The organism is Streptomyces afghaniensis (genome assembly GCF_044327915.1).
Classification (GTDB): domain Bacteria; phylum Actinomycetota; class Actinomycetes; order Streptomycetales; family Streptomycetaceae; genus Streptomyces; species Streptomyces afghaniensis.
Map to the genome: position 1 here is coordinate 1 of NZ_JBIRGJ010000005.1, position 26,162 is coordinate 26,162.

At 69.8% G+C, this 26,162-nt stretch carries 23 protein-coding genes, 1 rRNA gene and 1 riboswitch; of the genes, 17 read left to right on the forward strand and 7 right to left on the reverse strand.

The window, feature by feature from the left end:
- From rrf to ACH4G3_RS18745, 11 genes are all read left to right on the forward strand, one after another.
- Positions 1-95, forward strand: a 5S ribosomal RNA gene (gene rrf, locus ACH4G3_RS18695); the annotation flags it as partial.
- A gap of 109 nt (positions 96-204) precedes the next feature.
- Positions 205-813, forward strand: a complete 609-nt coding sequence (locus tag ACH4G3_RS18700; protein WP_037668019.1) for a cardiolipin synthase ClsA — start codon at positions 205-207, stop codon at positions 811-813.
- Between the two features lie 115 nt (positions 814-928).
- On the forward strand, positions 929-3,424 hold the full coding sequence (locus tag ACH4G3_RS18705; RefSeq protein ID WP_354739525.1) for a sugar phosphate nucleotidyltransferase: 2,496 nt from the start codon (positions 929-931) through the stop codon (positions 3,422-3,424).
- 107 nt (positions 3,425-3,531) lie between these two features.
- Complete coding sequence (locus tag ACH4G3_RS18710) at positions 3,532-4,437, forward strand: DUF881 domain-containing protein (protein ID WP_397625526.1); 906 nt, start codon at positions 3,532-3,534, stop codon at positions 4,435-4,437.
- Positions 4,434-4,766 carry a small basic family protein gene (locus ACH4G3_RS18715; protein WP_003988855.1) on the forward strand — a complete coding sequence of 111 codons (333 nt, stop codon included), beginning with the start codon at positions 4,434-4,436 and terminating at the stop codon, positions 4,764-4,766. Before ACH4G3_RS18710 ends, ACH4G3_RS18715 begins: the two co-directional genes overlap by 4 nt.
- Before the next feature lie 5 nt (positions 4,767-4,771).
- Entirely contained in the window at positions 4,772-5,710 is a 939-nt protein-coding gene (locus tag ACH4G3_RS18720) for a DUF881 domain-containing protein (protein ID WP_397625527.1), read from the forward strand.
- A 61-nt stretch (positions 5,711-5,771) separates the two neighbouring features.
- On the forward strand, positions 5,772-6,725 hold the full coding sequence (locus ACH4G3_RS18725) for an FHA domain-containing protein (protein WP_082319801.1): 954 nt from the start codon (positions 5,772-5,774) through the stop codon (positions 6,723-6,725).
- Between the two features lie 51 nt (positions 6,726-6,776).
- The gene (ftsR, locus tag ACH4G3_RS18730; protein ID WP_397625528.1) at positions 6,777-7,511 is read left to right on the forward strand and encodes a transcriptional regulator FtsR; all 735 of its coding nucleotides are present in this window, start codon (positions 6,777-6,779) and stop codon (positions 7,509-7,511) included.
- A gap of 85 nt (positions 7,512-7,596) precedes the next feature.
- Positions 7,597-8,070, forward strand: coding sequence for a bifunctional nuclease family protein (locus ACH4G3_RS18735; RefSeq protein WP_003988851.1), 474 nt, complete (start codon positions 7,597-7,599; stop codon positions 8,068-8,070).
- Between the two features lie 318 nt (positions 8,071-8,388).
- Entirely contained in the window at positions 8,389-9,072 is a 684-nt protein-coding gene (locus ACH4G3_RS18740) for a MerR family transcriptional regulator (protein WP_397625529.1), read from the forward strand.
- Between the two features lie 133 nt (positions 9,073-9,205).
- On the forward strand, positions 9,206-10,693 hold the full coding sequence (locus ACH4G3_RS18745; RefSeq protein ID WP_397625530.1) for a DNA polymerase IV: 1,488 nt from the start codon (positions 9,206-9,208) through the stop codon (positions 10,691-10,693).
- On the opposite strand, the gene ACH4G3_RS18750 is transcribed toward ACH4G3_RS18745, so the two are convergent.
- Positions 10,612-10,986 carry a PRC-barrel domain-containing protein gene (locus ACH4G3_RS18750; RefSeq protein WP_354739540.1) on the reverse strand — a complete coding sequence of 125 codons (375 nt, stop codon included), beginning with the start codon at positions 10,984-10,986 and terminating at the stop codon, positions 10,612-10,614. The two genes, ACH4G3_RS18745 and ACH4G3_RS18750, sit on opposite strands and share 82 nt — an antisense overlap.
- Before the next feature lie 113 nt (positions 10,987-11,099).
- Positions 11,100-11,195, forward strand: a riboswitch (glycine riboswitch).
- 175 nt (positions 11,196-11,370) lie between these two features.
- Between ACH4G3_RS18750 and gcvP the strand changes: the two genes are divergently transcribed.
- Positions 11,371-14,256, forward strand: coding sequence for an aminomethyl-transferring glycine dehydrogenase (gene gcvP / locus ACH4G3_RS18755; protein WP_397625531.1), 2,886 nt, complete (start codon positions 11,371-11,373; stop codon positions 14,254-14,256).
- Positions 14,257-14,319: 63 nt separating this feature from the next.
- On the opposite strand, the gene ACH4G3_RS18760 is transcribed toward gcvP, so the two are convergent.
- The 5 genes from ACH4G3_RS18760 to ACH4G3_RS18780 all read right to left on the reverse strand — a co-directional run bounded on the left by ACH4G3_RS18760 (position 14,320) and on the right by ACH4G3_RS18780 (position 18,070).
- On the reverse strand, positions 14,320-14,739 hold the full coding sequence (locus ACH4G3_RS18760) for a TOBE domain-containing protein (protein ID WP_397625532.1): 420 nt from the start codon (positions 14,737-14,739) through the stop codon (positions 14,320-14,322).
- Between the two features lie 26 nt (positions 14,740-14,765).
- A complete protein-coding gene (locus ACH4G3_RS18765) occupies positions 14,766-15,851 on the reverse strand; it encodes an ABC transporter ATP-binding protein (RefSeq protein ID WP_397625533.1) in 1,086 nt (361 codons plus the stop codon).
- A gap of 40 nt (positions 15,852-15,891) precedes the next feature.
- Positions 15,892-16,722, reverse strand: a complete 831-nt coding sequence (locus tag ACH4G3_RS18770; protein WP_397625534.1) for an ABC transporter permease — start codon at positions 16,720-16,722, stop codon at positions 15,892-15,894.
- Entirely contained in the window at positions 16,719-17,522 is an 804-nt protein-coding gene (modA, locus tag ACH4G3_RS18775; protein ID WP_397625535.1) for a molybdate ABC transporter substrate-binding protein, read from the reverse strand. The genes ACH4G3_RS18770 and modA overlap by 4 nt, the downstream gene beginning before the upstream one ends.
- A 152-nt stretch (positions 17,523-17,674) precedes the next feature.
- On the reverse strand, positions 17,675-18,070 hold the full coding sequence (locus ACH4G3_RS18780; protein ID WP_010041352.1) for a TOBE domain-containing protein: 396 nt from the start codon (positions 18,068-18,070) through the stop codon (positions 17,675-17,677).
- A gap of 127 nt (positions 18,071-18,197) precedes the next feature.
- Here ACH4G3_RS18780 and ACH4G3_RS18785 point away from each other — a divergent pair, with 127 nt between their 5' ends.
- Positions 18,198-18,794 (forward strand): DUF1707 SHOCT-like domain-containing protein, encoded by a 597-nt coding sequence (locus ACH4G3_RS18785; RefSeq protein ID WP_397625536.1) that lies wholly within the window; start codon positions 18,198-18,200, stop codon positions 18,792-18,794.
- 1 nt (position 18,795) lies between these two features.
- Here the strand turns inward: ACH4G3_RS18785 and ACH4G3_RS18790 are convergent, their stop codons facing one another.
- The gene (locus ACH4G3_RS18790) at positions 18,796-20,775 is read right to left on the reverse strand and encodes an APC family permease (protein WP_397625537.1); all 1,980 of its coding nucleotides are present in this window, start codon (positions 20,773-20,775) and stop codon (positions 18,796-18,798) included.
- Between the two features lie 586 nt (positions 20,776-21,361).
- On the opposite strand from ACH4G3_RS18790, the gene ACH4G3_RS18795 reads away from it, so the two are divergent.
- From ACH4G3_RS18795 to ACH4G3_RS18810, 4 genes are all read left to right on the forward strand, one after another.
- Complete coding sequence (locus tag ACH4G3_RS18795) at positions 21,362-22,654, forward strand: extracellular solute-binding protein (protein ID WP_397625538.1); 1,293 nt, start codon at positions 21,362-21,364, stop codon at positions 22,652-22,654.
- A gap of 6 nt (positions 22,655-22,660) precedes the next feature.
- A complete protein-coding gene (locus ACH4G3_RS18800) occupies positions 22,661-23,659 on the forward strand; it encodes a carbohydrate ABC transporter permease (RefSeq protein WP_354739556.1) in 999 nt (332 codons plus the stop codon).
- Positions 23,660-23,754: 95 nt separating this feature from the next.
- Positions 23,755-24,519 carry a carbohydrate ABC transporter permease gene (locus ACH4G3_RS18805; RefSeq protein ID WP_243382882.1) on the forward strand — a complete coding sequence of 255 codons (765 nt, stop codon included), beginning with the start codon at positions 23,755-23,757 and terminating at the stop codon, positions 24,517-24,519.
- 52 nt (positions 24,520-24,571) lie between these two features.
- The gene (locus ACH4G3_RS18810) at positions 24,572-25,636 is read left to right on the forward strand and encodes an endo-1,4-beta-xylanase (RefSeq protein ID WP_397625539.1); all 1,065 of its coding nucleotides are present in this window, start codon (positions 24,572-24,574) and stop codon (positions 25,634-25,636) included.
- Positions 25,637-26,162: the final 526 nt, after the last annotated feature.

The window sequence follows — 26,162 nt, forward strand, 5'->3', positions numbered from 1 at the left end:
AAACGCCCGGTTACATTCCGAACCCGGAAGCTAAGCCTTACAGCGCCGATGGTACTGCAGGGGGGACCCTGTGGGAGAGTAGGACGCCGCCGAACTCCCTTTAGAGCTCTGGCTCTTGGGCACTCAGCCCGAGAGCCAGAGCTTTTTTGCGTTGAGGTAAGGTCAGGGAGCATCGTTGGCACGTTTCCCACAGGAGGCCCCCGGGTGGAGGTTCAGGAGACTCGCGTCCAGACGGACCGTGTGCTCACCATCCCGAACATCCTCAGCATGGCGCGCCTCGTCGGCGTGCCCCTCTTCCTGTGGCTGATCCTGCGGCCTGAGTTCGGTGGGCCCAAGAGTGACGGCTGGGCCCTTCTGGTACTGGCCCTGAGCGGCATCAGTGACTACCTGGACGGCAAGCTCGCGCGGCGCTGGAACCAGATCAGCAGCCTCGGCCGGCTCCTCGACCCCGCGGCCGATCGGCTCTACATTCTCTCGACTTTGGTCGGCCTCACCTGGCGCGAGATTCTGCCCCTCTGGTTGACCGCTGTACTTCTGGCGCGGGAGCTGGTTCTGCTGGTGATGGTGGGCATCCTCCGCCGGCACGGCTATCCGCCGCCCCAGGTGAACTTCCTGGGCAAGGCCGCCACCTTCAACTTGATGTATGCCTTCCCGCTGCTCCTGCTCAGTGACGGAAGTGGTTGGATCTCGTCACTGGCTGCTATTTTCGGATGGGCGTTCGCCGGATGGGGTACAACGCTGTACTGGTGGGCAGGAGTCCTCTACGTGGTACAAGTCCGCCGCCTGGTCCGTGCGGACGCCATGCCCGATTGAACTCGCGGATTGCTCCCACAGAAGCGGTGCGATGGCCCGTGGTGGAAAAGTGCGGGACAATCCTCGCGGGGGAAGTCGGCTAGACCGTCGTCTCTTTGAGGAGGACGCTTCCGACATGAAGGCCGTCGTGATGGCCGGAGGCGAAGGCACGCGCCTTCGCCCCATGACCTCGAGCATGCCCAAGCCGCTCCTGCCCGTGGCCAACCGCCCGATCATGGAGCATGTGCTGCGGCTGCTCAAAAGGCATGGGCTCAACGAAACAGTCGTAACTGTCCAGTTCCTGGCCTCGCTCGTCAAGAACTACTTCGGTGACGGCGAAGAGCTCGGTATGGAGCTCACCTATGCCAATGAGGAGAAGCCACTCGGTACCGCCGGAAGCGTCAAGAATGCCGAAGAGGCGCTGAAGGACGATGCCTTCCTCGTCATCTCAGGCGATGCGCTGACGGATTTCGACCTCACCGAGCTCATCAATTTCCACAAGGAGAAGGGTGCACTGGTCACGGTCTGTCTGACGCGTGTGCCCAATCCGCTGGAGTTCGGCATCACCATTGTCGACGAGGAAGGCAAGGTGGAGCGCTTCCTCGAGAAGCCCACCTGGGGCCAGGTCTTCTCCGACACCGTGAACACCGGCATCTACGTGATGGAGCCCGAGGTCTTCGACTACGTCGAGCCCGATGTGCCCGTCGACTGGTCCGGCGATGTCTTCCCGCAGTTGATGAAGGAAGGCAAGCCGATCTACGGCTACGTGGCCGAGGGCTACTGGGAGGACGTCGGCACGCACGAGAGCTATGTGAAGGCGCAGGCCGATGTCCTGGAGGGCAAGGTCGACGTCGACATCGACGGTTTCGAGATCTCCGCCGGGGTTTGGGTCGCCGAAGGGGCCGAGGTCCATCCCGACGCCGTGCTCCGCGGCCCGCTCTACATCGGTGACTACGCCAAGGTCGAGGCCGGCGCCGAAATCCGCGAGCACACCGTCGTGGGCTCCAACGTGGTCGTCAAGAGCGGCGCTTTTCTGCACAAGGCCGTCGTTCACGACAACGTCTATGTGGGGCCCCACAGCAATCTGCGTGGCTGCGTGGTCGGAAAGAACACCGACATCATGCGCGCGGCGCGGATCGAGGACGGAGCGGTCATCGGCGATGAGTGCCTGATCGGCGAAGAATCGATCGTTCAGGGCAATGTGCGGGTCTACCCGTTCAAGACCATCGAAGCCGGTGCCTTTGTCAACACGTCGGTCATCTGGGAATCCAGGGGACAGGCGCACCTCTTCGGCGCCCGGGGTGTGTCCGGAATCCTGAACGTGGAGATCACGCCGGAGCTGGCGGTACGGCTTGCCGGCGCCTATGCGACCACCCTGAAAAAGGGCTCGACCGTCACCACGGCCCGTGACCACTCGCGTGGTGCCCGCGCGCTGAAGCGAGCGGTGATCTCCGCGTTGCAGGCCAGCGCCATCGACGTACGGGACCTGGAGAACGTGCCGCTGCCGGTGGCCCGGCAGCAGACGGCGCGCGGCAGCGCGGGCGGGATCATGATCCGTACGACGCCCGGGGTGCAGGATTCCGTCGACATCATGTTCTTCGACGGGCAGGGCGCTGACCTGTCGCAGGGCAGCCAGCGGAAGCTGGACCGGGTGTTCGCGCGGCAGGAATACCGGCGTGCGTTCCCCGGCGAGATCGGTGACCTGCACTTCCCGGCGAGTGTCTTCGACTCGTACACCGGGTCGCTGCTGCGGAACGTCGACATCACCGGGATCGCGGACTCCGGCCTGAAGGTGGTCGTGGACGCGTCCAACGGAAGTGCGGGACTGGTCCTGCCGAGTCTGCTGGGGAAGCTCGGTGTCGACTCGCTGACGATCAATCCCGGTCTCGACGAGTCCAGGCCGACGGAGACGGCCGACATGCGGCGGTCGGGGATGGTGAGGCTCGGGGAGATCGTGGCGTCCTCGGGGGCCGCGTTCGGGGTGCGGTTCGATCCCGTCGGTGAGCGGCTGTCCCTCGTCGACGAAAAGGGGCGCATCATCGAGGACGACCGGGCGCTGCTCGTGATGCTGGACCTCGTCGCGGCCGAGCGGCGCAGCGGCCGGGTCGCGCTTCCGGTGACCACGACCAGGATCGCCGAGCAGGTGGCGGCCTACCACGGGACCCAGGTGGAGTGGACGACCACGTCTCCCGACGACCTCACGCGCGTGGGTGGTGAGGAAGGGACGATCTTCGGCGGTGACGGCAAGGGCGGATTCATCGTCCCCGAGTTCAGCAGCGTGTACGACGCCACCGCGGCCTTCGTACGGCTCATCGGGCTCGTGGCGCGGACGCAGCTCACGCTCAGCCAGATCGACGCGCGGATCCCGCGGGCGCATGTCCTGAAGCGGGATCTGGCGACTCCGTGGGCCGTCAAGGGACTCGTGATGCGGCGGGTCGTAGAGGCGGCCGGAGACCGGTTCGTGGACACCACGGACGGCGTGCGGGTGGTGGAGACGGACGGTCGTTGGGTGATGGTGCTGCCCGACCCGGCCGAGGCTGTCACCCACCTGTGGGCCGAGGGGCCGGACGATGCCTCCGCGCAGGCCCTGCTGGACGAGTGGTCGGCGGTCGTGGACAGCGCCGGACGGTAGAACGGGCTGCACGCGTGCGTGCCGGACAAGTGTCCCCAACGGGGCCTGTCCGGCACGCCGTGGGGCCGTTTCGGAGGTAGTGGCCGCGACGTGCGACGATGTGCGGCATGCCGCAGCAACCCCCCATTCGGAGCACACCGACGCGGCCCCGGCGCCCGGACGCGTCCATGTCGTTGATCACCAATGTCATGGACCACAGCCTCGACGACGGATACGCCGAGGCCGCCGAGCGGAAGAAGGCCGCGGGCGACGGCGGCCTGCCGAAGACGCTCCGCGCGAAGCTGGGACTCGCTGCCGGTCTGGTGCTCGCGGCCCTCGTCGTGACCGTGGGAGCGGCCCAGGCACGCGTCGCCGCTCCGGTCGTCGCCAAGGAGCGGCAGGAGCTGGTCGACCGGATCGACCGGGAGACCGAGACGGCGGACAAGCTGGAGGACTCCGTCGACCGGCTGCGCGAGGACGTGAGCGCACGCCAGCGGGAGGCGCTGAAGCACAGCGGTGGCAGCGCCGCGTCCGAGACCGTGGGCATCCTGTCGGGCGCCACACCGGTGCACGGCCCCGGCGTGAAGCTCGTGGTGAACGACGCCAAGGAGGCCGGCTCCGGCGGTGACGGCGACCCGCGTGAGACCACCGGGTTCTCCGACACGGGCCGGGTGCGCGACCGGGACATGCAGCGCGTGGTCAACGGGCTGTGGGAGTCGGGCGCCGAGGCCGTCTCGATCAACGGGCAGCGGCTGACGGCACTGTCCGCGATCAGGGCCGCGGGGGACGCGATACTGGTCGACAACAAGCCGCTGGTGCCGCCGTACACGGTGCTGGCGGTGGGGGACGGGCAGCGGCTGAGCACTCGGTTCCAGAACAGCGCGGACGGGCTGTACCTGAACGCGCTCCAGGAGAGCTACGGCATCAGGACAGGCATCTCCGTGGAGGACGACCTCCGGCTGCCTGCCGCGCCGAGTGTGATCGTACGTACAGCACAGCCGAGCACTGAGAAGAGCGAGAAGGGCACATCGTGATCGCCGTACTGGGCCTCGTCGTGGGAGTCGTGGCCGGCCTGTTGGTCCGGCCTGAGGTTCCGGCGGTGGTCGAGCCTTATCTGCCGATCGCTGTCGTGGCGGCGCTCGACGCCGTCTTCGGCGGTCTGCGGGCCATGCTCGACGGCATCTTCGACGACAAGGTCTTCGTGGTGTCGTTCCTGTCGAACGTGGTGGTGGCCGCGTTGATCGTGTTCCTGGGGGACAAGCTGGGCGTGGGTGCCCAGCTGTCCACCGGTGTGGTGGTCGTCCTCGGTATCCGGATCTTCTCCAACGCCGCGGCGATCCGCCGGCACGTGTTCCGGGCGTGAGGCCGATGAGCGAGCACGACGACAAGCGCCCCGAGGACAACGGCGACACGCGCGCGGACCAGCGCGACGGGAACGGCGAGTCCGGGAACCGGCTGCGCAAGGAACTGCCACAAGAGGTGTCCGGGCCGGTGCCCGCTGCCCAGGACGTCCCTGGGCCGAGGTCGGAATCAGAACCGGAACCGGAGCCCGAATCGCAGGCGGCTCCCGGGCCCGAGCCGCAGCTGACCGGTCGGCAGCGGCTGGTGAAGGGGCTGTGGCCGCCGCGGGTCTCCCGGGCCCAACTCATCGTCGCGCTGCTGCTGTTCGGCCTCGGGTTCGGGCTGGCCGTGCAGGTGGCCTCGCACAGCGACAGTGACAGCGCGCTGCGCGGTGCGCGTCAGGAAGATCTTGTCCGGATCCTCGATGAACTGGATGACCGTACGCAGCGTCTTGAGGACGAGAAGCAGGGCCTCGAGAAGCAGCGAGACGAGTTGGAGAACAGCTCGGACCAGGCCGAGGAGGCCCGGAAGCAGACCGTCGAGAAGGAGAGGCAACTCGGCATCCTGGCCGGCACGGTGGCAGCGCAGGGGCCCGGCATCACCATGACCATCGAGGACACGAAGGGGACGGTCGAGGCGGACATGCTGCTCGACGCGATCCAGGAGCTGCGCGCGGCGGGTGCCGAGGCGATCCAGGTGAACGGCGTGCGGGTCGTCGCGGGCACCTATCTGACGGACTCCGGCAAGGGTGTGAGCGTCGACGGGAACAAGATCAACGCGCCCTATCGTTTCAAGGTCATCGGCAAGCCGCAGGATCTCGAGCCGGCGCTCAACATCCCCGGAGGCGTGGTGCAGACTCTCGAGAAGGAACAGGCCACGGTCACCATCGAGCGGTCGACCAAGATCGTCGTGGACGCCTTGCGGGCGGTGAAGCGGCCTGACTACGCTCGGTCGTCCTCCCAGTGAACCGGGGGTGCATGGGCGAGGTCGGGCGAGGGCATGAGGTTGCGGGGGGTCGGCGCACCGAATGGGTGGTGCGTGGTGGAAACTGTCTGGTGCAGACGGACGTTGTCAGGATGTCCGGGTCGGCCAGAGTGTTCAGTCAGGGTTCGTCCTGCCCCACGGGCGGGTCTGTTTCGGTCAAGGGGAATCGCCCGTGAAGTTGTTTGCGAAGTTGTTCGGCAAGAGCGCGCGAGAGGGCAGCGACAATGCGACCGCTCGCCATCGCGCACAGCCTGACGCGGAGGGCCAGCGGCCGCTGTTCCGGGACCAGGTCGGTGGCCCGGGCGGCGACGTTTCCGGAGGTCAGGGCGCGCCGTCGGTTGACCCTGCGCAGCCCGGCGGCATAGGTTTCGGGCAACCGTCAACCTCAGGTACGGGCGGAGGGTTTTCCGACCCGTATGCGTCCAATGCCCCCGGTGGGCAGCCGCGGCAGGAGGATCCGATGTCGGCCCTGGTGTGTACGAGGTGCGGTAACCGCAACGCGGAGAACAGCCGCTTCTGCTCCAACTGCGGCGCGCCGCTGCGGGCGGGGGCGGCGGCGGAGCGTCCGTCCGAGACGACCTCCACGATCTCCATCTCCGGTCTCGAGGCCTACGACAGCGAGACCACCGGCCAGACGCCGATGCCGACGCTGTCCCCCGAGGCGCAGGCTGCCGTCGACGCGCTGCCGCTGGGGTCCGCGCTCCTGGTCGTGCGCCGCGGGCCGAACTCGGGCAGCCGCTTCCTGCTGGACGGCGATCTGACCACGGCGGGGCGTCATCCGCAGAGCGACATCTTCCTGGACGACGTGACGGTCTCCCGGCGGCATGTGGAATTCCGTCGCGGTCAGGACGGCTCGTTCACGGTGGCCGACGTGGGCAGCCTGAACGGCACGTACGTGAACCGCGAGCGGATCGACCAGGTCGCCCTGAACAACGGCGACGAGGTGCAGATCGGCAAGTACCGGCTGGTCTTCTACGCCAGCCAGCGGGGCTACTGACCGGATTCCGGCCGGGGAACCCCGCGAAGGTCCGTCCGCCAGGGAAGGTCCATGCTTCAAACACCGAGCGGCGGTGCCGGGCACGGCGCCGCCGCCACGGACAGGCTGATGAGCATCGGCACGGTGCTGAAGGTGCTGCGCGACGAGTTCCCCGAGGTCACCATCTCCAAGATCCGTTTTCTGGAGGCGGAGGGGCTCATCGAGCCGCAGCGGACCCCGTCGGGGTATCGCAAGTTCAGTGCTCACGACGTCGAGCGTCTCGGCCATGTCCTGAGGATGCAGCGGGACCACTATCTGCCCCTGAAGGTGATCCGCGAGCACCTGGAGGCCATGGAGCGCGGCGAGGCCGTCCAGCTGCCGGCGCTGGGCCGTCAGCGTGACGGCGAGAGCGCGCCCGAGCCCCCCGAGGTGCCCACGGCGGCCAGGATCGGACGTGAGGAGCTGCTCGCCGCCGCCGGTGTCGGCGAGGACGAGCTCAGGGAGTGGGAGTCGTACGGGCTCGTCACGCCCCTGGAGGACGGGGTGTACGACGCGGAGGCCGTCACGGTGGCCTCGTTGATCGCCGAGCTGGGGCGGTTCGGGATCGAGCCGCGGCATCTGCGGGTGATGAAGGCCGCCGCCGACCGCGAGGCCGGGCTCGTGGACCAGGTGGTGGCCCCGCTGAAGCGGCATCGGAACCCGCAGACCAGGGCTCATGCGGAGGCCCGCACCAAGGAGCTGGCGGGGCTCACGGTGAAGCTGCACGCCGCTCTGGTGCAGACGGCGCTCGGTGTGCGGCTGCCCTGAGGTGGCCGGTCGTGGGAGGGCCGGATCAGGCGCCCGTTCCCGGCCCGACTACCCAAACATCCCGAGCACGGCCTAGGGTTGCTGTGTGAACGAGCTCGATGTCGTAGGTGTCCGGGTGGAAATGCCCTCCAACCAACCGATCGTGCTGCTGCGTGAAGTGGGAGGCGATCGCTACCTCCCCATCTGGATCGGACCGGGGGAGGCGACGGCGATCGCCTTCGCCCAGCAGGGCATGGCTCCTGCGCGACCGCTGACCCACGACCTGTTCAAGGACGTGCTGGAGGCCGTCGGCCAGGAACTCACGGAAGTGCGCATCACGGACCTGCGCGAGGGCGTCTTCTACGCGGAGCTGGTCTTCGCCAGCGGCGTCGAGGTGAGCGCCCGCCCGTCCGACGCCATAGCGCTGGCCCTGCGCACCGGGACGCCGATCTACGGCAGTGACACGGTGCTCGACGACGCCGGTATCGCGATCCCGGACGAGCAGGAGGACGAGGTGGAGAAGTTCCGCGAGTTCCTCGACCAGATCTCCCCGGAGGACTTCGGCAGCAGCAGCCAGTGAGCTCCGGACACCGGTGAGAGCCGGATGGCGGCGAGTGCCAGAGGCCAGTAGGCGTGTGTGGGGCGGCCCGGCGGACGATGTGGTCCGCGGCAGGGTCGCCCGCCGTATGTGTGACGGGTGAATTGCCCGCATGTGCCGGAGGCGCGTGAGAGCGTCACGCGGCCCGCATCGGAGGCATTCGGCTAGCCTTTCCCCGCGGTGGGGCACGGGAAACCACTCTTAGGGTGATTATCACTCGGCGTGGCGAGTGTGGCGATCGTTGACGCACCCCGGGTGACTGCCTACCGTCGAGAAGGCAGGTCAAGGACGGAGGTCGGCGTGAGAAGCAGCGGCGACGGTACGGCTGGGGGCGGCCCCGAGCGCAGTCTCAGGGTGAGCGGTCCGTACCCTCCCCCGGGCTCACGGCTCCGCCCGAGCGGGGGGTGTCCCCAGCCCGGCGGCGTGGCTGATCACGTTCCGCAGCGACCGACGGCCGTGCCGAGCAGCGGAGGGACGACGTCCATGGCGTCCGAGCAGATCGGCTATCGCGGCCCCACGGCCTGCGCGGCCGCCGGTATCACCTACCGGCAGCTCGACTACTGGGCCCGCACCGGCCTCGTCGAGCCGAGTGTGCGCCCCGCCCACGGGTCGGGGACACAGCGGCTGTACAGCTTCCGGGACGTCGTCGTCCTGAAGATCGTCAAGCGGTTCCTCGACACCGGTGTGTCGCTCCAGAACATCCGAACGGCCGTCCAGCACCTCAGGGAACGCGGTTTCAGCGACCTGGAGCGGATGACGCTGATGAGTGACGGGGCGACGGTCTACGAGTGCACCTCGCCGGACGAGGTCCACGCGCTGCTCCAAGGGGGCCAGGGCATCTTCGGGATCGCCGTGGGCGTGGTGTGGCGGGATGTCGAGAGCGCGCTGTCCCAGCTGCACGGGGAACGGATCGACACCGGCGAGACCCTGGTCGGGCCCAACCCGGCGGACGAGCTGGCGCGTCGGCGGAACCGGGCCGTCTGAGCCGTCCGGCAGCGCGGTGGCCATGGGGCTGTTGCGGGCGGCAGCTTTCCGTGCCGCACTGCAAGCGGTTTCTATCGGGGTGTGAGGGCGGTTGTCCCGGGCGTTGTCAGTGGCGTAGGGCAGCATCGGAGATGTGAGAACCGCGCCCACGATTCTGCATCTTGATATGGACGCCTTCTTCGCCTCGGTGGAGCAGGCGTCCAAGCCGAGTCTGCGCGGGAAGGCCGTCGTCGTGGGCGGGCTCGGGCCGCGGGGCGTCGTGGCCACGGCGTCGTACGAGGCCAGGGTCTTCGGAGTGCATTCGGCGATGCCGATGGGGCAGGCCCGGCGGCTCGCGCCCAACGCCGCGTATCTCGTGCCGCGCTTCGGGTTCTACAAGGCGATCAGCGAGCGGGTGATGGAGCTGCTGCGGGCGTTGTCGCCGCTGGTGGAGCCGCTGAGCCTGGACGAGGCGTTCGTGGACCTGGAAGCCGGGGGAGCCGCCTGGGACGAGCAGTCGGCGCGGCTGGTGGGGGCACAGCTGCGCGCGGACATACGGGCCGTCACCGGACTCACGGGATCGGTCGGGCTCGCCGCCTCCAAGATGCTCGCGAAGATCGCCTCGGAGCAGGCCAAGCCGGACGGACTGGTGGTGATCGAGCCGGGGTCCGAGCGGGCGATGCTCGGGCCGATGTCGGTGCGGACGCTGCCGGGGGTCGGGCCGGCGACGGGCGACCATCTGCGACGGGCCGGGATCACCACGATCGAGGAGATCGTCGAGGCGGGCGAGGACGAGATGGTCCGGCTGCTGGGAAAGTCGCACGGGCACGGGCTCTACGCCATGGCGCTGGCGCGGGACGACCGGCCTGTCGTGGCGGAGCGGGAGACGAAGTCGGTGTCGGTCGAGGACACCTACGACGTGGACATCCACGACCGGGTGCGGGTCGGTCTCGAGGTGCAGCGACTGGCCGACCGGTGTGTGCGGCGGCTGCGCGGGGCCGGGCTGTCCGGGCGGACCATCGTGCTCAAGGTGCGGCGGTACGACTTCTCGACGCTCACCCGCTCCGAGACGCTGCGCGGGCCGACCGACGATCCCGGGGTGATCCGCGAGGCGGCGGCCAGACTGCTGGACTCGGTCGACACGACGGGCGGTGTGCGGCTGCTCGGGGTGGGCGTCAGCGGGCTCGCCGACTACACGCAGGAGGATCTCTTCGCGCAGGCGGCGGGGGAAAGGACGGAGGCGGAGGGGCCCGTCGAGGTGGACGCCGTGGCGCCGGCCGAGGAGCAGCCGGCGCTCGCCGAACGGCGGTGGCCCGCCGGGCACGACGTACGGCACGCCGTGTTCGGGCACGGGTGGGTGCAGGGCAGCGGTCTGGGGCGGGTCACCGTGCGGTTCGAGACGCCCGGCTCGGAGCCCGGGCGGGTGCGGACCTTCCGGGTCGACGACCCGGACCTGGAGCCGGCGGATCCATTGCCCCTGGTCTTAACGGGACCGGAAGCGGGCGTACGGGCCGGCGACCCCGCAGCAGTTCGCGGAGTGGCCGGCGGCGCCGGTGGGCTTCAGGCCGTCTCGTCCGTGCCCGCCAGCTTGCCGAAATCGCGGTCCGGGAGCGGGGGAGGCGCGGCGACGTCGAGGCCGTAGTGGTGGTAGAGCTGGAGTTCCTGTTCCGGGGAGAGGTGGCGGCCCACGCCGAAGTCGGGGGCGTCCTTGATCAGGGCGCGGTCGAAGGGCACGTGGAGGGCGCCGTCGATCAGTTCACTGGGCTCCAGGGGGACGAACGCGTCCCTGCTGAACAGGCCGGTCCGTATCGCCGCCCACTCCGGCTCGCCGGTGGCGTCGTCGAGGTAGACCTCGTCGATCGTGCCGATCCTGGTTCCGTTGCGGTCGAACGCCTTGCGGCCGATCAGGTTGCGCGGATCGATATCGGTTCGCACGGGCCCTCCACATGGTCGCAACTCATCCGTAAGCACAACAAAACGGCACAATCGCAGAGGTGGCCACTCGAAGGTTCGTGCGTTGGCCGCGCTGGTACGCTGGCAGCGGCTGCTGACCCCGTGCGGGAGAGTCCTCCAGACATCATCGGAGGCGCCGAAGGAGCAAATCCTCCCCGGAATCTCTCAGGCTCACGTACCGCACGGACGAGGTCACTCTGGAAAGCAGGGCGGGTGTCGACGGCTTCCGCTCTCACCGACGGTGAAAGCCGGAGGCCTTCGGGCGATCCGGTGAAGCTCTCAGGTCGAGATGACAGAGGGGGAGGCCGTCCGGGTACCCGTGCCGTGGTGCCCCTCGAAGGTCGTGTCGACCAGGAGGCCTCCGTAATGACCGCCCACCGCATTCCGCTCTCCGAGCTCGAAGAGGCAGTTCCCTTCGAGCAGCGCCACATCGGCCCCGACCACGAGGCCCGCGCCAAGATGCTCGCGCAGGTCGGCTACGGCTCGCTGGACGAGCTCACGGCCGCAGCGGTCCCGGCCGTGATCAAGAGCGCCGAGGCACTGGACCTGCCGGGCGCCCGCAGCGAGGCCGAGGTGATCGCCGAGCTGCGCTCCCTCGCCGACCGCAACCAGGTCCTCGGCTCCATGATCGGACTCGGGTACTACGGCACGTTCACCCCGCCGGTCATCATGCGCAACGTCATGGAGAACCCCGCCTGGTACACCGCCTACACGCCGTACCAGCCGGAGATCTCGCAGGGGCGGCTCGAGGCGCTGCTCAACTTCCAGACCATGGTCGCCGACCTCACCGGACTGCCGACCTCCGGTGCCTCCCTGCTCGACGAGGGCACCGCGGCGGCCGAGGCCATGGCGCTGTCACGGCGTCTCGGCAAGAACAAGAAGGGCCTGTTCCTGGTCGACGCGGACGCGCTGCCGCAGACCATCGCCGTGATCCAGACCCGGGCCGAGCCGACCGGCGTCGAGGTCGTCGTCGCCGACCTCGCAGAGGGCATTCCCGCCCAGATCGCCGAGCGCGAGATCAACGGCGTGCTGATCCAGTACCCGGGCGCCTCCGGGGCCGTACGGGACATCAAGCCGGTCATCGACCAGGCGCACGAGCTCGGGGCGCTCGTCACCGTCGCCGCCGACCTGCTCGCGCTGACGCTGCTGAAGTCGCCCGGTGAGCTCGGCGCGGACATCGCCGTCGGGACGACCCAGCGCTTCGGTGTGCCGATGGGCTTCGGCGGTCCGCACGCCGGTTACATGGCGGTCAAGGACAAGATGGCGCGCAGCCTGCCCGGGCGGCTCGTCGGCGTGTCCGTGGACGCCGACGGGAACAAGGCGTACCGGCTGGCGCTCCAGACGCGTGAGCAGCACATCCGCCGGGAGAAGGCCACCAGCAACATCTGCACCGCCCAGGTGCTGCTCGCCGTCATGGCCGGCATGTACGCCGTCTACCACGGGCCGGAGGGCCTCAAGGGCATCGCGCGGCGCACCCACCGGTACGCCACGGTGCTCGCCGCCGGGCTCGCCAACGGCGGGGTCGAGGTCGTGCACGGGTCCTACTTCGACACGCTGACCGTGCGCGTCCGGGGCCGGGCCGCCGACGTCGTGGCCGCCGCGCGGGAGAACGGGGTCAACCTGCGACTCGTCGACGCCGACCATGTGTCCATCGCCTGCGACGAGACCACCACGCGGGCCCAGCTGCGTGCCGTATGGGCCGCATTCGGTGTCGAGGGGGTCATCGAGGCGCTGGACGCGGCCACCGAGGACGGTCTTCCGAACGCTCTCCTGCGGACCGACGAGTACCTGGCGCACCCCGTCTTCCACCAGCACCGCTCCGAGACGGCCATGCTGCGCTACCTGCGCCGGCTGGCCGACCGCGACTACGCCCTCGACCGGGGCATGATCCCGCTGGGCTCCTGCACCATGAAGCTCAACGCGACCACGGAGATGGAGCCGGTCACCTGGCCCGAGTTCGGGCAGCTGCACCCCTTCGCGCCCGCCGAGCAGGCCGGGGGCTACCTCACGCTCATCCGTGAGCTGGAGGACCGTCTCGCCGAGGTCACCGGGTACGACAAGTTGTCCCTCCAGCCGAACGCCGGGTCGCAGGGCGAGCTGGCCGGTCTGCTCGCCGTACGCGGGTACCACCGGGCCAATGGGGACGAGCAGCGCACGGTGTGCCTGATCCCGTCGTCCGCGCACGGGACCAACGCCGCGAGCGCGGTGATGGCGGGCATGAAGGTCGTCGTCGTGAAGACCGCCGACGACGGCGAGATCGACGTCGAGGATCTGCGGGCCAAGATCGAGCAGTACCGCGACGAGCTGTCGGTGCTGATGATCACGTACCCGTCCACGCACGGCGTGTTCGAGGAGCACGTCTCCGAGATCTGCGCCCAGGTGCACGAGGCGGGCGGGCAGGTCTACGTCGACGGGGCCAACCTCAACGCGCTCGTGGGGCTCGCCAAGCCGGGGCACTTCGGCGGTGACGTCTCGCACCTGAACCTGCACAAGACCTTCTGCATCCCGCACGGCGGCGGCGGTCCCGGCGTCGGTCCGGTGGCGGTGCGGGAGCACCTCGCGCCGTACCTGCCGAACCACCCGCTCCAGCCCGAGGCGGGCCCGGAGACGGGGGTCGGTCCCATCTCCGCGGCGCCGTGGGGTTCCGCCGGCATCCTGCCGATCTCCTGGGCGTACGTCCGGCTCATGGGCGGCGAGGGGCTGAAGCGGGCCACGCAGGTGGCGGTGCTCAGCGCCAACTACATCGCCAAGCGCCTGGAGCCGCACTACCCGGTGCTCTACACCGGCCCCGGCGGGCTCGTCGCGCACGAGTGCATCATCGACCTGCGGCCGCTGACCAAGGCGACCGGGGTGAGCGTCGACGACGTCGCCAAGCGGCTGATCGACTACGGCTTCCACGCGCCGACGATGTCGTTCCCGGTGGCCGGGACACTGATGATCGAGCCGACGGAGTCGGAGGATCTGACCGAGCTGGACCGGTTCTGCGAGGCGATGATCGCCATTCGTGGGGAGATCGAGAAGGTCGGCTCCGGCGAGTGGCCCGCGGACGACAACCCGCTGCGGGGGGCCCCGCACACCGCCGGGACGCTCGCCGGGGAGTGGGAGCACGCCTACAGCCGTGAGGAGGCCGTCTTCCCGGCCGGTGTCGCGGTCGCCGACAAGTACTGGCCGCCGGTGCGCCGCATCGACCAGGCCTTCGGTGACCGGAACCTGGTCTGCTCCTGCCCGCCGCTGGACGCGTACGAGGACTGACGGGCCGATCGGTCGTGTGGGGAGGGGCTCCGCTGCGCGGGGCCCCTCCCCACATTCGGCAGCTCATTCGGCAGCGAGGGACACCTCGGTCGACTTGATCAGGGCGACGACGGGGGCCCCGGCCGACAGGGCGAGATCGTCCGCTGCGTCCCTGGTGATCGCGGCGGTCAGTTCGCCGCCCTCGACGGTGACCCGGACGGACGCCATCGCGTCGCCGGTGGCGATGCTCGTGACCGTGCCCGGGATCCGGTTGCGGATGGAGAGGCCCTCGACGGGGCCGGTGGCCAGCGACACCTCCGTCGACTTCACCAGGGCGCGCACGGCGGTGCCCGGCGTGAGGCCGAGGTCGTCGACCGCCTCGCGGGTGATCGCCGCGGTGAGGGCTTGGCCGCCGGTGAGGCGGACCCTGACCGTCGCCATGGCCTCGCCCGGCGTGACGGCGGTGACGGTGCCGGGAAGCTGGTTGCGGATGCTCAGGCTCATGGGTGCACGGTAGCCCGGCGCGTTCCTTATGCCGGGTATGCGTGTGTCTGCGTCGCCTTGACCGTCGCCCATACCGGGGCGCCCGGATGCAGGTCGAGTTCGGCCGCGGCGACCGTGGTGAGGTCGGCGGTCAGGGGGAGTTCGCCGGTGAGGTCCGCGCGGATCTGGTCGCCGTGCGTCTCCAGCCCCGCGACCTCGCAGCGCCACAGGTTGCGGGCGCTGGAGCCGGTGGGGCGTTCGCGGTACAGCGTCACGGCGCCGGGCGGGAACGCCACGAAGGCCGGGCCGGAGAGCTCTTCGGTGGTCGTGACGGCCGGGCCCGTGTCGAGCCGGACGGTGTGCCCCTCGGCCCGTCCCCGGTAGAGGTTGAGGCCGACGAGCCGGGCGATGTAGTCCGTGCGGGGGTGGCGGGCGATGTGGGAGGGCGTGCCCTCCTGCACGACCTGGCCGTGCTCGACGACGACCAGGCGGTCGGCCAGCACCATGGCGTCCAGCGGGTCGTGCGTGACCAGGACGGCCACCGCCTCGAACTCGGCGAGGTGCCGCCGGAGCTGGGCGCGCACCTCCAGACGGGTGCGGGCGTCGAGGGCGGCGAGGGGCTCGTCCAGGAGCAGCAGCCGGGGCCGGGTGGCCAGGGCCCGGGCCACGGCCACGCGCTGGGCCTGGCCTCCCGACAGGCGGCGGGGCTTGGCGCCTGCGTGGCCGGCCAGGCCCATACGGTCCAGCCATACGGCGGCCTGGGCACGGGCCTCGGCCTTGCTCGCGCCCCGGCAGCGCGGCCCGAAGGCGACGTTGTCCAGGGCGGTCAGATGCGGGAACAGCAGGTAGTCCTGGAAGACGACGCCGACCGGGCGGGACTCGGGCGGCGTGGCGTCCAGCGGGGTGCCGTCCAGCCGTAGGTGACCGGACGTGAGAGGGCTGAGCCCGGCAAGGGCGCGCAGGGCGGTGGTCTTGCCGGCGCCGTTGGGGCCGAGCAGGGCGACGACGTCCCCGGGGGCGGCGGTGAGGGTGACGTCCAGGCGGAAGGTGCCGCGGTCGACGACGAGGTGGGCGTCGAGGCCTTCGGGGCGCAGGCCGGGAGGCGCTCCGCCGAGGTCGGTCGTCTCGGTCATGGGGAGTACGTCCAGGGTGTCGGGGAGCCGGTCGGGGACATCACGACGCCGTCATCCAGCGGTCGCGCAGGGCCGCCAGTACCGCGATGGACACCGCCAGCAGGACCAGGCTGAGGGCGATCGCCGCCGCCGGGTCGTTCTGCAGGGCCAGGTAGACCGCCAGCGGCATGGTCTGGGTGCGGCCCGGGAAGTTGCCCGCGAAGGTGATCGTCGCGCCGAACTCGCCCAGGGCCCGGGCCCAGGCCAGTACGGCACCGGCCGCGATGCCCGGCGCGATCAGCGGAAGGGTGACGCGGCGGAACGCGGTGAAGCGGGAGGCGCCCAGGGTGGTGGCCGCCTCCTCGTAGCGCGGGTCGGCGGCCCGCAGGGTGCCCTCCACGCTGATGACGAGGAACGGCATCGCCACGAACGTCTCGGCGAGAACGACACCCGTCGTGGTGAAGGGCAGGGTGATCCCGAACCAGGAGTCGAGCCACTGCCCGATGACGCCGTTGCGTCCGAAGGCGAGCAGCAGGGCCACACCTCCCACCACCGGCGGCAGCACCAACGGCAGCGTCACCAGGGCCCGTACGAAACCCCGGCCGGGGAACCGTGTGCGGGCCAGCAGCCAGGCAAGGGGTACGCCGACGACCAGGCTCAGGCCCGTCGCCGCCGTGGCGCAGACGAGCGACAGCCGGAGTGCCTCCCATACCTCGGCGCTCGTCAGCTGCTCGGGGAGGCTGCGCCAGGGCGCCCGTACGAGCAGGGCGATCAGGGGCAGGAGCAGGAACGCCAGGCCGAGCAGGGCGGGCACCAGCAGGGGAATCGGCACCGGTCGGGTCCGGCCGCGGCGGCGATCGCGGCGGGGGCGGCTCTCCAGGGTGCCGGTCACGGCTTGAGGAACCCGGCCCGGGAGAGCACCTTCTGACCCTCCGCGGACCTGACCAGCGCGATGAACGCCTTCGCCGTCTCGGGGTTGGGGGCGTTCTTGAGCAGGGCGATCGGATAGTCGTTGACGGCCTGGGCCGACTCGGGGAAGTTCACGCCCGCCACCTTGTCACCCGCCGCCCGCACGTCGGTCTGGTAGACGACGGCGGCGTCGGCCTCCTTCAGCTCGACCTTCGTCAGGGCGCTCTTGACGTCCTGTTCGTACGAGACGGGAGTGAGCTTCAGACCGGCGGCGTCCAGCGCCTTCCGGGCGGCGGCACCGCACGGCACGGTCTTGTCGCACAGGACGACCTTCAGGCCGGGCTCGGTGAGGTCCTTCAAGGAGGAGATCCGGTCGGGGTTGCCCGGCGGCGTGGCGATCTCCAGCCGGTTGCGGACGAAGGTGACCGGCGTGCCCGCCGCGTCGTGCCGGTCCGTCACGGTCGCCATGGTCTTGGTGCTGGCGGCGGCGAAGACGTCGGCCGGGGCGCCGCTGGTGATGCTGGCGGCGAGGGTGTCGCTGCCGCCGAAGTTGAAGGTGACCTTCGTGCCCGGGTGCTCCTTCTCGAACGTCCTGCCCAGGGTCTTGAAGCTCTCCTCCAGGGAGGCGGCGGCGAAGACGGTGACCGTGCCGGAGGGCTTCCCCGGGGAGGAGCCCTTGTCCGAACCTGTGGCGGAGGAGCAGGCGCTCAGGGTCAGCAGCGCGGCTGCGGACGCACCGGCGACCTGGAGGATCCTGCGGGTCCGGTGCGCGGAACGGATCATCTCGGGCGACTCCCTCGGTGTGCGGGGAAGAGCCGCAGGGCTCCTCCGATACGTCGATCATACTGACGCATCTGCGAGGGGAAAGTCTGCTGTGGCTTCGCATGAGCCAGGGCCAGCAGGGTGCTGGGTGTGTATGTGCGTTTCTACGGGTCTCAGACCCGGTCGATATGGACGTTCGTCGACTTCACGCGGGCCGTCGCCTCCATGCCGACCTCCAGGCCCAGTTCCTCGACGGCCTCGCGGGTGAGCAGGGAGACGAGGCGGTGCGGGCCGGCCTGGATCTCCACCTGGGCGGCGACGTCACCGAGCTTGATCGCGGTGACGATGCCGGGGAAGGCGTTGCGGGCCGAGGTGTACGGCGTGTCCTCCTCGGCGGTGCCGGACCTCGCGAGTTCGACGGAGAACGCGGCCAGGTCCCGTCCGTCGACGAGGCGCCGCCCGGCCTCGTCGCGGTGGGTGGTGATACGGCCCGCGTCCGCCCAGCGCCGGGCGGTGTCCGGGCTCACGCCGAGCAGTCGTGCTGCCTGGCCGATCGTGTAGGACTGCATGCCGGTCACGATAGGGGCGCGGGGCGGGAACGGCGGATGCGGGGTTGGCCGTTGGGTATAACGCGATATAGCGTTAGTCGTCGAAGGGGCGGGCCGGGTGCCGTGCCCGGGAGAGCGGGGAGATGTGATGGCGGGGGACCTCTCGCGTACCGGTGGATCGCCCGAGGTGAGGGCCTCGCACGCGGACCGGGACCGGACCGTGGACGTGCTGCGCGTCGCCGCGGGTGACGGCCGGCTGACCCTGGAGGAGCTCGAGGAGCGGCTGGAGGCCGCGCTGTCCGCCCGTACGGTGGGCGAGCTCGCCGTGCTGACCGCGGATCTGCCCGAGGGGGCGGGCGGGGCAGGCGTCGAGGCGCAGGAGGTCGTCCGGATCGAGCAGGAGGGGTCCTCGACCCGGCGCGGTGACGGCTGGGTGGTGCCGCGGCGGCTGGAGATCCGGTCCGCGTGGGGCGAGGTGACGCTCGACTTCACCGACGCGGTGATCACCCAGGACACCCTGCACATCGATCTGGACATGCGGGCCGGCGCCCTGAAGCTGCTGACCCGGCCGGGGGTCGTGGTGGACACCGGCGCGCTGGTGACGAACTACTCCCAGATCAAGGCGCGCGGGGCGGCCGACGCCCCGGTCGTGCTGCGCGTGCGGATCACCGGCGAGATCAACTACGGGCAGATCGAGGTGCGTCCGCCCCGCAGGGGCTTCGGCCGGCGCAGATCCAAGGGCTGACTCAGCCCACGTGCACCTTCGGCCGACGCTTCCGGTCCGGTTCCGCTTCGCGCAGGACCTCGCGGGTCACCGGGGCGACCTCGCCCTGGCCGAACAGGAAGAACCGCAGCAGGTTGGCGAAGGGCCCCCCTTCGGTCCACTCGAAGTAGATGTGCGGGGTGCGGCCGGTCATGTCGCGGACGTACAGCAGGAGCGCGGCCAGGGCGTTGGGGACGGAGGAGGACTCCAGGGTCAGGACCCGGTAGCGGTTGTGGAGCACCTCGCCCCGCACGGTCAGGCCCGCCTCGAACTCGGACGGGTCGGTGACCGTCACCTCGACGAAGACGAAGTCCTCCTGTCCGGGTACGTCGTTGTCGTGCCGGATCTGCTCGATCTTGTCGCGGTACTCGGCGATGTCGCGCCGGTCGGGCTCGTTGGCGATGAGCCGTATCCTGCGGCTGGCCATGTCCCGGACGAAGCGTTCCGCCATGGAGTCCAGCGTCACGCTGGTCACGCGGAGCTCGAACGACCGGGCCAGCCGGGACAGCAGGGAGACGACGATGATGCCGGCGATGAAGCAGGCGCCGATCTTGACGCCGTCCGGGCGCTCGATGACGTTCGCGACGGTCGTGTAGAGGAACACCGCGGAGATGACCGCGAAGGCGATGGTCCAGTTCCGCTGCCGGGCCTTGCGGGCGGCGATGGTCACCGCGATCGCGGCGGAGCTGATCAGGACCAGCACACCGGTGGCGTAGGCGCCGCCCTGCGCGTTGACGTCGGCGTCGAAGATCCAGGTGACCAGGAACGCGATCAGGGTGAAGACGATGACCATGGGGCGCACGGCCCTGGCCCAGTGCGGGGCCATGCCATAGCGGGGGAGGTAGCGCGGCATCAGATTGAGCAGGCCGGCCATCGCGGAGGCGCCGGCGAACCACAGGATGGCGATCGTCGAGGCGTCGTAGAGGGTGCCGAAGGTGTTGCCCAGGTAGTCGTGCGCCAGATAGGCCAGCGCGCGCCCGTTGGCCTGGCCGCCCGCCTCGAACTCCTTCTCGGGGATGAGGAGGGTGGTGATGAAGCTGGTCGTGACCAGAAAGCCGCTCATGATGAGGGCGGCCGTGGTGAGCAGCTTCTTCGTGTCGCGGATACGGCCGGCCGGCCGTTCCTCCGTGTCGTCCCGGTCGCCCTTGACGTGCGGCATCACGGCCACGCCGGTCTCGAACCCGGAGAGGCCGAGCGCCAGCTTCGGGAAGACGAGCAGGGCCAAGCCGATCATGACGAAGACATTGCCGTGCTGAGTGGTGAGGGCGCCGGCCCAGTCGGTGACCACATGGCCCGCGGTGACCACGTGGTAGAGACCGACGGCCACCACGACCACGTTGAGGGCGAGGTAGGCGCCCACCAGGGCGACCGCGACTCCGATCGCCTCCAGGAAACCCTTGAGGAACACGGCGCCGAGCAGCGCCACGAGGACGAGCGTGATCAGCATCTGCTTGTCGTGCAGGACGCCGGTCAGATGCGGGTTCTCCACGAGGTGGGTGGAGGCGTCGGCGGCCGACAGGGTGATGGTGATCAGGAAGTCGGTGGCGGCGAAGCCCAGCAGGGTCAGTACGAACAGCTTGCCCTGCCAGAAGGAGAGCAGCCGCTCCAGCATCGCGATCGAGCCCTCACCGTGCGGGCTCTCCTCGGCCACCCGGCGGTAGACCGGCAGGGCGCCCGCCAGGGTGACGATCACCAGCACGATCGTCGCGACCGGCGACAGCAGCCCGGCGGCGAGAGCGGCGATGCCCGGCTGGTAGCCGAGTGTGGAGAAGTAGTCGACGCCGGTCAGGCACATCACCCGCCACCAGCGCTGGCCCTTGTGCGGGGGCTCCGGTTCGGCATGGGGGCCGGTGTGGCCGCCGCCCTTGCCCATGTCGGACAGGCCCTCCAGCATCCAGGCGCGCAGGCGGCTGGGTGGAGCCGGCTCCGTTCGGCTCGCTGGCGAGTGCTCAGTGGTGGCCATCGACGTGCTCCCGATGTGCGGTTCAGCGTGGTTCCGGCCATCACCGGACGGCCGGATCAGCGTAAGCGGAGCGTGACGCGATGGCCTGTGGATGAGGTCACTGAGCGCGTCAAGCTTCCGTTAAGACTGGCGGCGGGGGTGATCGCGGAGAGACGTGGGGCGTCAAAACGCGTGCTGAGGGCGCGTTGGACCGCCGATCGAGCCGCGCAGCCTCGCCTGTGGGCGAGAGGCGTGCGCTCGCCGGGACTTGGACACCCTCCGTGATCGCGACCGCGTGGGTCGCAGGGCGCCGGCCTTCTTGTCGCCGGAGGCGGTGACACCTACAGTGCATCTCCGTAACGTTCGCCAAGTCAGCCGAAACATTCGCATCTCTCGCCGACTCTCGTCGAAGGTGCTGGCGATGCTGAAGAGGCTGTTGCCAGTCAAGGCCTGCGCGTCGGCCGGAGATTGACCGTGCACAAGGGGTTGCCAGTGTTTGGCGCCTGTCTCTAGGGTGCGGCAACAGCGAAGCTTTCTGGATCTCTTCCGAAACTTTCGATCCAGTGGACGGACGCGGGAGCGCCGTCCCGTACCCAAGGAGCGCATGATGGGCGACCCGGCACTGTCCCGCCGCGGCTTCCTGGCGGCCTCCGCCGCGGCCGGTCTCGGAATGACGACACTGAGCGCATGCGGCGGGGACTCGGACGGAGGGTCGTCGGGGACGACCACGATCGAGTGGTGGAACATCTCCACCACCGAGCCGGCCAAGACCGTCTGGGCCGCCCTCGCCCGGAAGTTCGAGGCGCAGAACCCCAAGGTCAAGGTAAAGATCGTTCAGTTTGAGAACGACGCCTACAAGTCGAAGATGACAGCCCTGACCTCCTCCGGGAAGCTCCCCGACATCTTCCACACCTGGGGCGGCGGCGTACTCAAGCAGCAGGTCGACGCCGGACTCGTCGAGGACCTCACGGACCGGACCAAGCCCTGGGGCGACGCCCTGCTCCCGGTCGCCAAGGAGCCGTACCTGATCGACGACAGTGTCTACGGCATCCCGTTCGACATCGGCATGATCGGCTTCTGGTACAACAAGGCGCTCTTCGCGAAGGCCGGCATCAGCGCGCCCCCGACCACCTGGAGCGGCTTCCTCGACGCCGTACGCAAGCTGAAGTCCGCCGGTGTCACGCCCCTGGCGCTGGCCGGCAAGGAGAAGTGGCCCGGCATGTACTACTGGGCCTACCTGGCGATGCGCACCGCCGGCGCCGAGGCCCTGGAGAAGGCCTACACCGACAAGGACTTCACCGGCGCCCCCTTCGTGGAGGCGGGAGAACACCTCGAGGAGCTCGTCGGCCTCCAGCCGTTCCAGAAGGGCTTCCTCGGCGCCGCCTACAACAGCCCCACCGGCCAGGCCGCCGCCGTCGGCAACGGCAAGGCGGCCATGGAACTCATGGGCCAGTGGGCGCCCGTGGTGCAGGCCGACGCGGGCAAGGGCCTCGGCAAGGACCTCGGGTTCTTCCCGTTCCCCGCGGTCGAGGGCGGCAAGGGCGCCCTCACCGAGGTCTTCGGCGGAGGCGGCGGGCACGCCCTGCGCCGGGGCGCCCCGCAGGAGGCCGTCGACTTCCTGAAGTTCTTCGCGTCCGAGGCCACCGACCTGGAACTGGTCAAGAAGACCGGCACCCTGCCCGTGGTCCCGGCGGCCGAGAGCGCCATCGTCGACCCCAACATCAAGGCCGTACAGGAGCAGTTGAAGAAGGCCACCGGCTTCCAGCTCTACCTCGACCAGGCGTACGCGCCCGCCGTCGGCCAGGAGGTCAACGACAGCGTCGCGGCGCTCATCGCCGGTTCCCGGTCGCCCGAGCAGGTCGGCCAGTCGATCACGAAGACCGCGAAGGAAGAGCAGTAACCGGCGATGACCTCCACGTTCCTGCCGGACAAACGGACCGGCCGCGACGCCGGCCTCCCGCCCCCGGCCACGGACCGGTCCCGGAGCCGGGCCCGGCGGCGGGCACTGAACTGGCTGACCGCGGCCGGCTTCCAACTGCCCGCCCTGGTCCTGTTCATGGGGCTCGTCCTGCTGCCGATGCTGTTCGCGCTGTACGCCGCGTTCTTCCGCTGGGGCGGCTTCGGTATGCCCACCGACTACATCGGCGGTGAGAACTTCACCCGGCTCTTCCAGGACGACGTCTTCCTGGGCGACCTGTGGCGCTGCCTGGTGCTGGTGGTGCTGTCGCTCGTCGTCCAGCTGCCGTTCGCGCTCGCCATGGCCGTCCTGCTCAACCAGCGGATGCGCGGCCGGGCGGTGTACCGGATGCTGTTCTTCGCCCCGTACGTCCTGTCCGAGGCGATCACCGGAATCCTCTTCGGCATGATCTTCGCCCCGGACGACGGCTTCGCCGACCAGGTCCTCGGCAAGGTCGGGCTGGACGGGCTGGGCGGGGAGTGGTTCGCCGATCCGTCCACCGTCATGGCAACCCTCTTCCTGGTCATGACCTGGAAGTACTTCGGCTTCCACATGATGCTGTACCTGGCCGGGCTCCAGGCCGTCCCCAGGGAGCTGACCGAGGCGGCGCTCATCGACGGAGCCGGCCCCTGGCAGCGCTTCCGCAACGTGACGCTGCCGCTGCTCGCGCCCACCCTGCGCATCAGCGTCTTCCTGTCGGTCATCGGGGCCATCCAGCTCTTCGATCTGGTGTGGGTGACCACCGCGGGCGGACCGGACCACCACTCCGAGACCATGGCCGTGACCATGTTCCAGTACGGGTTCAAGCGCTACCAGGTCGGCTACGCCAGCGCGATCAGCGTGGTCATGTTCGGCATCAGTCTCGTCTTCGCCCTCGCCTACCAGCGGTTCGTGCTCCGGCGCGACCTGGAAGGGGCCACGACCACCATGCGGGGAGACGGAAAGTGACGCACAGTCGGACATCCCGCGGGGGCACTCGCGGGGGCACTCGCGGGGGCAGGAACCTTCCTCTGCACCTCGTCCTGGTCCTCGTCGGCGCGGTCATGGCCGTCCCGCTGCTCTACGCCGCGCTCTCCGGCTTCAAGACCACCGACGAGCTCTCCCGCAACCCGGTCGGTCTGCCCGAGTCGTGGGTGACCTCCAACTACACCCAGATCCTCGGCTCGGGGGACTTCTGGCGGCTGATCGGCAACAGCACGCTCATCGCGGTGGGCACGACCGTCCTGGTCGTCGCGGTCTCCGCGCTGTCGGCCTTCTCCTTCGCGCGGTTCGCCTTCCGCGGCCGGGAGGTGCTGTTCACGCTGTTCACGATGGGGCTGATGTTCCCCTTCGCGGTGGCGGCCCTGCCGCTGTTCCTGCTGCTGCGCTCCCTGGACCTGCTGGACAACCCGCTCGGCGTGATCCTCCCGCAGGCGGCCTTCGGGCTGCCGATGACCATCATCATCCTGCGTGGCTTCTTCCGGCAGATCCCGGGCGAGCTGGAGGAGGCGGCGACGCTCGACGGATGCAGTTCGTTCGGCTTCTTCTGGCGGGTGCTGCTGCCCATGGCGCGGCCCGCGCTCGGCACCGTGTCCGTGCTGGCCGTCGTCACCAGCTGGAACAACTTCTTCCTGCCGCTGCTGGTGTTCACCGACTCGCAGTGGTGGACCCTGCCGATCGGCGTGCAGCAGTTCCAGGGGCAGTACTCAGCGGAGTACGCCAAGGTCTTCGCCTATCTGGTGCTGGCCATGGTCCCCGCCCTCGCCTTCTACTCGGTCGCCGAGCGTCAGCTCGTCGGCGGCCTCACCGCGGGCGCGACGAAGGGGTGACGTGCCCCGCGGACGTACGGCTCACCCGCCCATCGATGTGAGGAGTCGCACCATGCGCAAGAACGCCACACGGCTCAGACTCGCCGGGGCGCTCGCCGCCGCGCTGATGCTCGGAGGCATCGCCACCGGGCCGACGGCCCAGGCGGACGAGCGGCACGGCAAGGAACCGACCCTCGCCGACCTCGCCCAGCGGCACGGCCGCTACTTCGGCAGCGCGACGGACAATCCCGAGCTCGGCGACGTGCCCTACACGGCCCTGCTCGGCAGCGAGTTCGACCAGATCACCCCCGGCAACGGCATGAAGTGGTACGCGACCGAGCCCCAGCAGGGCGTGTTCGACTTCTCCCAGGGCGACGAGATCGTGAACCTCGCCCGAGCCAACCGGCAGAAGGTGCGCGGCCACACCCTCGTCTGGCACAGCCAGTTGCCCGGGTGGCTCACGGAGCGGGAGTGGACGGCCCCGGAGCTGAGGGCCGTGCTGAAGAAGCACATCCAGACCGAGGTACGGCACTACCGGGGCAAGGTGTTCGCCTGGGACGTCGTCAACGAGGCGTTCAACGAGGACGGTACGTACCGCGAGTCGGTCTTCTACAAGACGCTCGGGCCCGGTTACATCGCCGACGCGCTGCGCTGGGCGCACCAGGCCGATCCGCGCGTCAGGCTGTACCTCAACGACTACAACATCGAGGGGATCGGCCCGAAGAGCGACGCGTACTACAAACTGGCCAAGGAACTGAAGGCCAAGGGCGTCCCGCTGCACGGCATCGGCCTCCAGGCCCACCTGGCCCTCCAGTACGGCTATCCGACGACCCTGGAGGACAACCTCCGCCGCTTCTCCCGGCTCGGCCTCGACACCGCGCTGACCGAGGTCGACATACGGATGCAGCTGCCCGCGACCGAGGAGAAGCTGTCCCAGCAGGCCGAGTGGTACCGGGACCTGACCGAGGCCTGCCTGGCGGTGCGCCGCTGCGTCGGGATCACCCTCTGGGACTACACGGACAAGTACTCGTGGATCCCGGCGTTCTTCCCGGGCGAGGGCGCGGCCCTGCCGTGGGACGAGCAACTGGCCCCCAAGCCGGCGTACTTCGCACTCCGTGAGGCGCTTGGGGGGAGGTAGTAGGGGGCGACCTGCCGGACGGGGCGCTGTGCGGGGGCGCCGGGGGAATCGGGCCTTGGCGGGTGTCGGGGTGGTCCGGCTTCGGCGGGCGGCGGGGTGGTCCGGCTTCGGCGGGTGTCGGGGTGGTCCGGCCTCTGTGGGCGGCGGGCAGCAGGGTGGTCCGGCCTCTGTGGGCGGCGGGCGGCGGAGTGATCCGGCCTCGGTGGGCGGCGGAGTGATCCGGCCTCGGTGGGCGGCGGGTCGCGTCCTGCCTGGCCGGTGCGTGGCGTGCGCCGTTCGCGGGTGCCGGGTCGGGCGTCCGTTGTCGGGGGTGGGCTGGGCTGGCGTTCTCGCAGGTGTTGGGTTGGGCGTCTTTCCCCGGTCCTGGGTGGGGCGGCTTTCGCCGGTGCCGCGGGCTGGCGCCCTCGTCGGCGTTGGGGTGGGCGTCTTTCCCCGGTGCTGGGTGGGGCGGCCGTCGCCGGCGCCGCGGCTGGCGCCCTCGCCGGTGCTGGCCGGGCGTCTGCTGGGGCTGTGTTTTCCCCTGGTG

Coding starts and splice junctions, on each gene's coding strand:
- ACH4G3_RS18705 (WP_354739525.1), top strand. CDS start 929: ATGAAGGCCGTCGTGATGGCCGGAGGCGAAGGCACGCGCCTTCGCCCC.
- ACH4G3_RS18710 (WP_397625526.1), top strand. CDS start 3,532: ATGCCGCAGCAACCCCCCATTCGGAGCACACCGACGCGGCCCCGGCGC.
- ACH4G3_RS18720 (WP_397625527.1), top strand. CDS start 4,772: ATGAGCGAGCACGACGACAAGCGCCCCGAGGACAACGGCGACACGCGC.
- ACH4G3_RS18725 (WP_082319801.1), top strand. CDS start 5,772: ATGGGTGGTGCGTGGTGGAAACTGTCTGGTGCAGACGGACGTTGTCAG.
- ftsR (WP_397625528.1), top strand. CDS start 6,777: ATGCTTCAAACACCGAGCGGCGGTGCCGGGCACGGCGCCGCCGCCACG.
- gcvP (WP_397625531.1), top strand. CDS start 11,371: ATGACCGCCCACCGCATTCCGCTCTCCGAGCTCGAAGAGGCAGTTCCC.
- ACH4G3_RS18760 (WP_397625532.1), bottom strand. CDS start 14,739: ATGAGCCTGAGCATCCGCAACCAGCTTCCCGGCACCGTCACCGCCGTC.
- ACH4G3_RS18765 (WP_397625533.1), bottom strand. CDS start 15,851: ATGACCGAGACGACCGACCTCGGCGGAGCGCCTCCCGGCCTGCGCCCC.
- modA (WP_397625535.1), bottom strand. CDS start 17,522: ATGATCCGTTCCGCGCACCGGACCCGCAGGATCCTCCAGGTCGCCGGT.
- ACH4G3_RS18780 (WP_010041352.1), bottom strand. CDS start 18,070: ATGCAGTCCTACACGATCGGCCAGGCAGCACGACTGCTCGGCGTGAGC.
- ACH4G3_RS18785 (WP_397625536.1), top strand. CDS start 18,198: ATGGCGGGGGACCTCTCGCGTACCGGTGGATCGCCCGAGGTGAGGGCC.
- ACH4G3_RS18790 (WP_397625537.1), bottom strand. CDS start 20,775: ATGGCCACCACTGAGCACTCGCCAGCGAGCCGAACGGAGCCGGCTCCA.
- ACH4G3_RS18795 (WP_397625538.1), top strand. CDS start 21,362: ATGGGCGACCCGGCACTGTCCCGCCGCGGCTTCCTGGCGGCCTCCGCC.
- ACH4G3_RS18800 (WP_354739556.1), top strand. CDS start 22,661: ATGACCTCCACGTTCCTGCCGGACAAACGGACCGGCCGCGACGCCGGC.
- ACH4G3_RS18805 (WP_243382882.1), top strand. CDS start 23,755: ATGGCCGTCCCGCTGCTCTACGCCGCGCTCTCCGGCTTCAAGACCACC.
- ACH4G3_RS18810 (WP_397625539.1), top strand. CDS start 24,572: ATGCGCAAGAACGCCACACGGCTCAGACTCGCCGGGGCGCTCGCCGCC.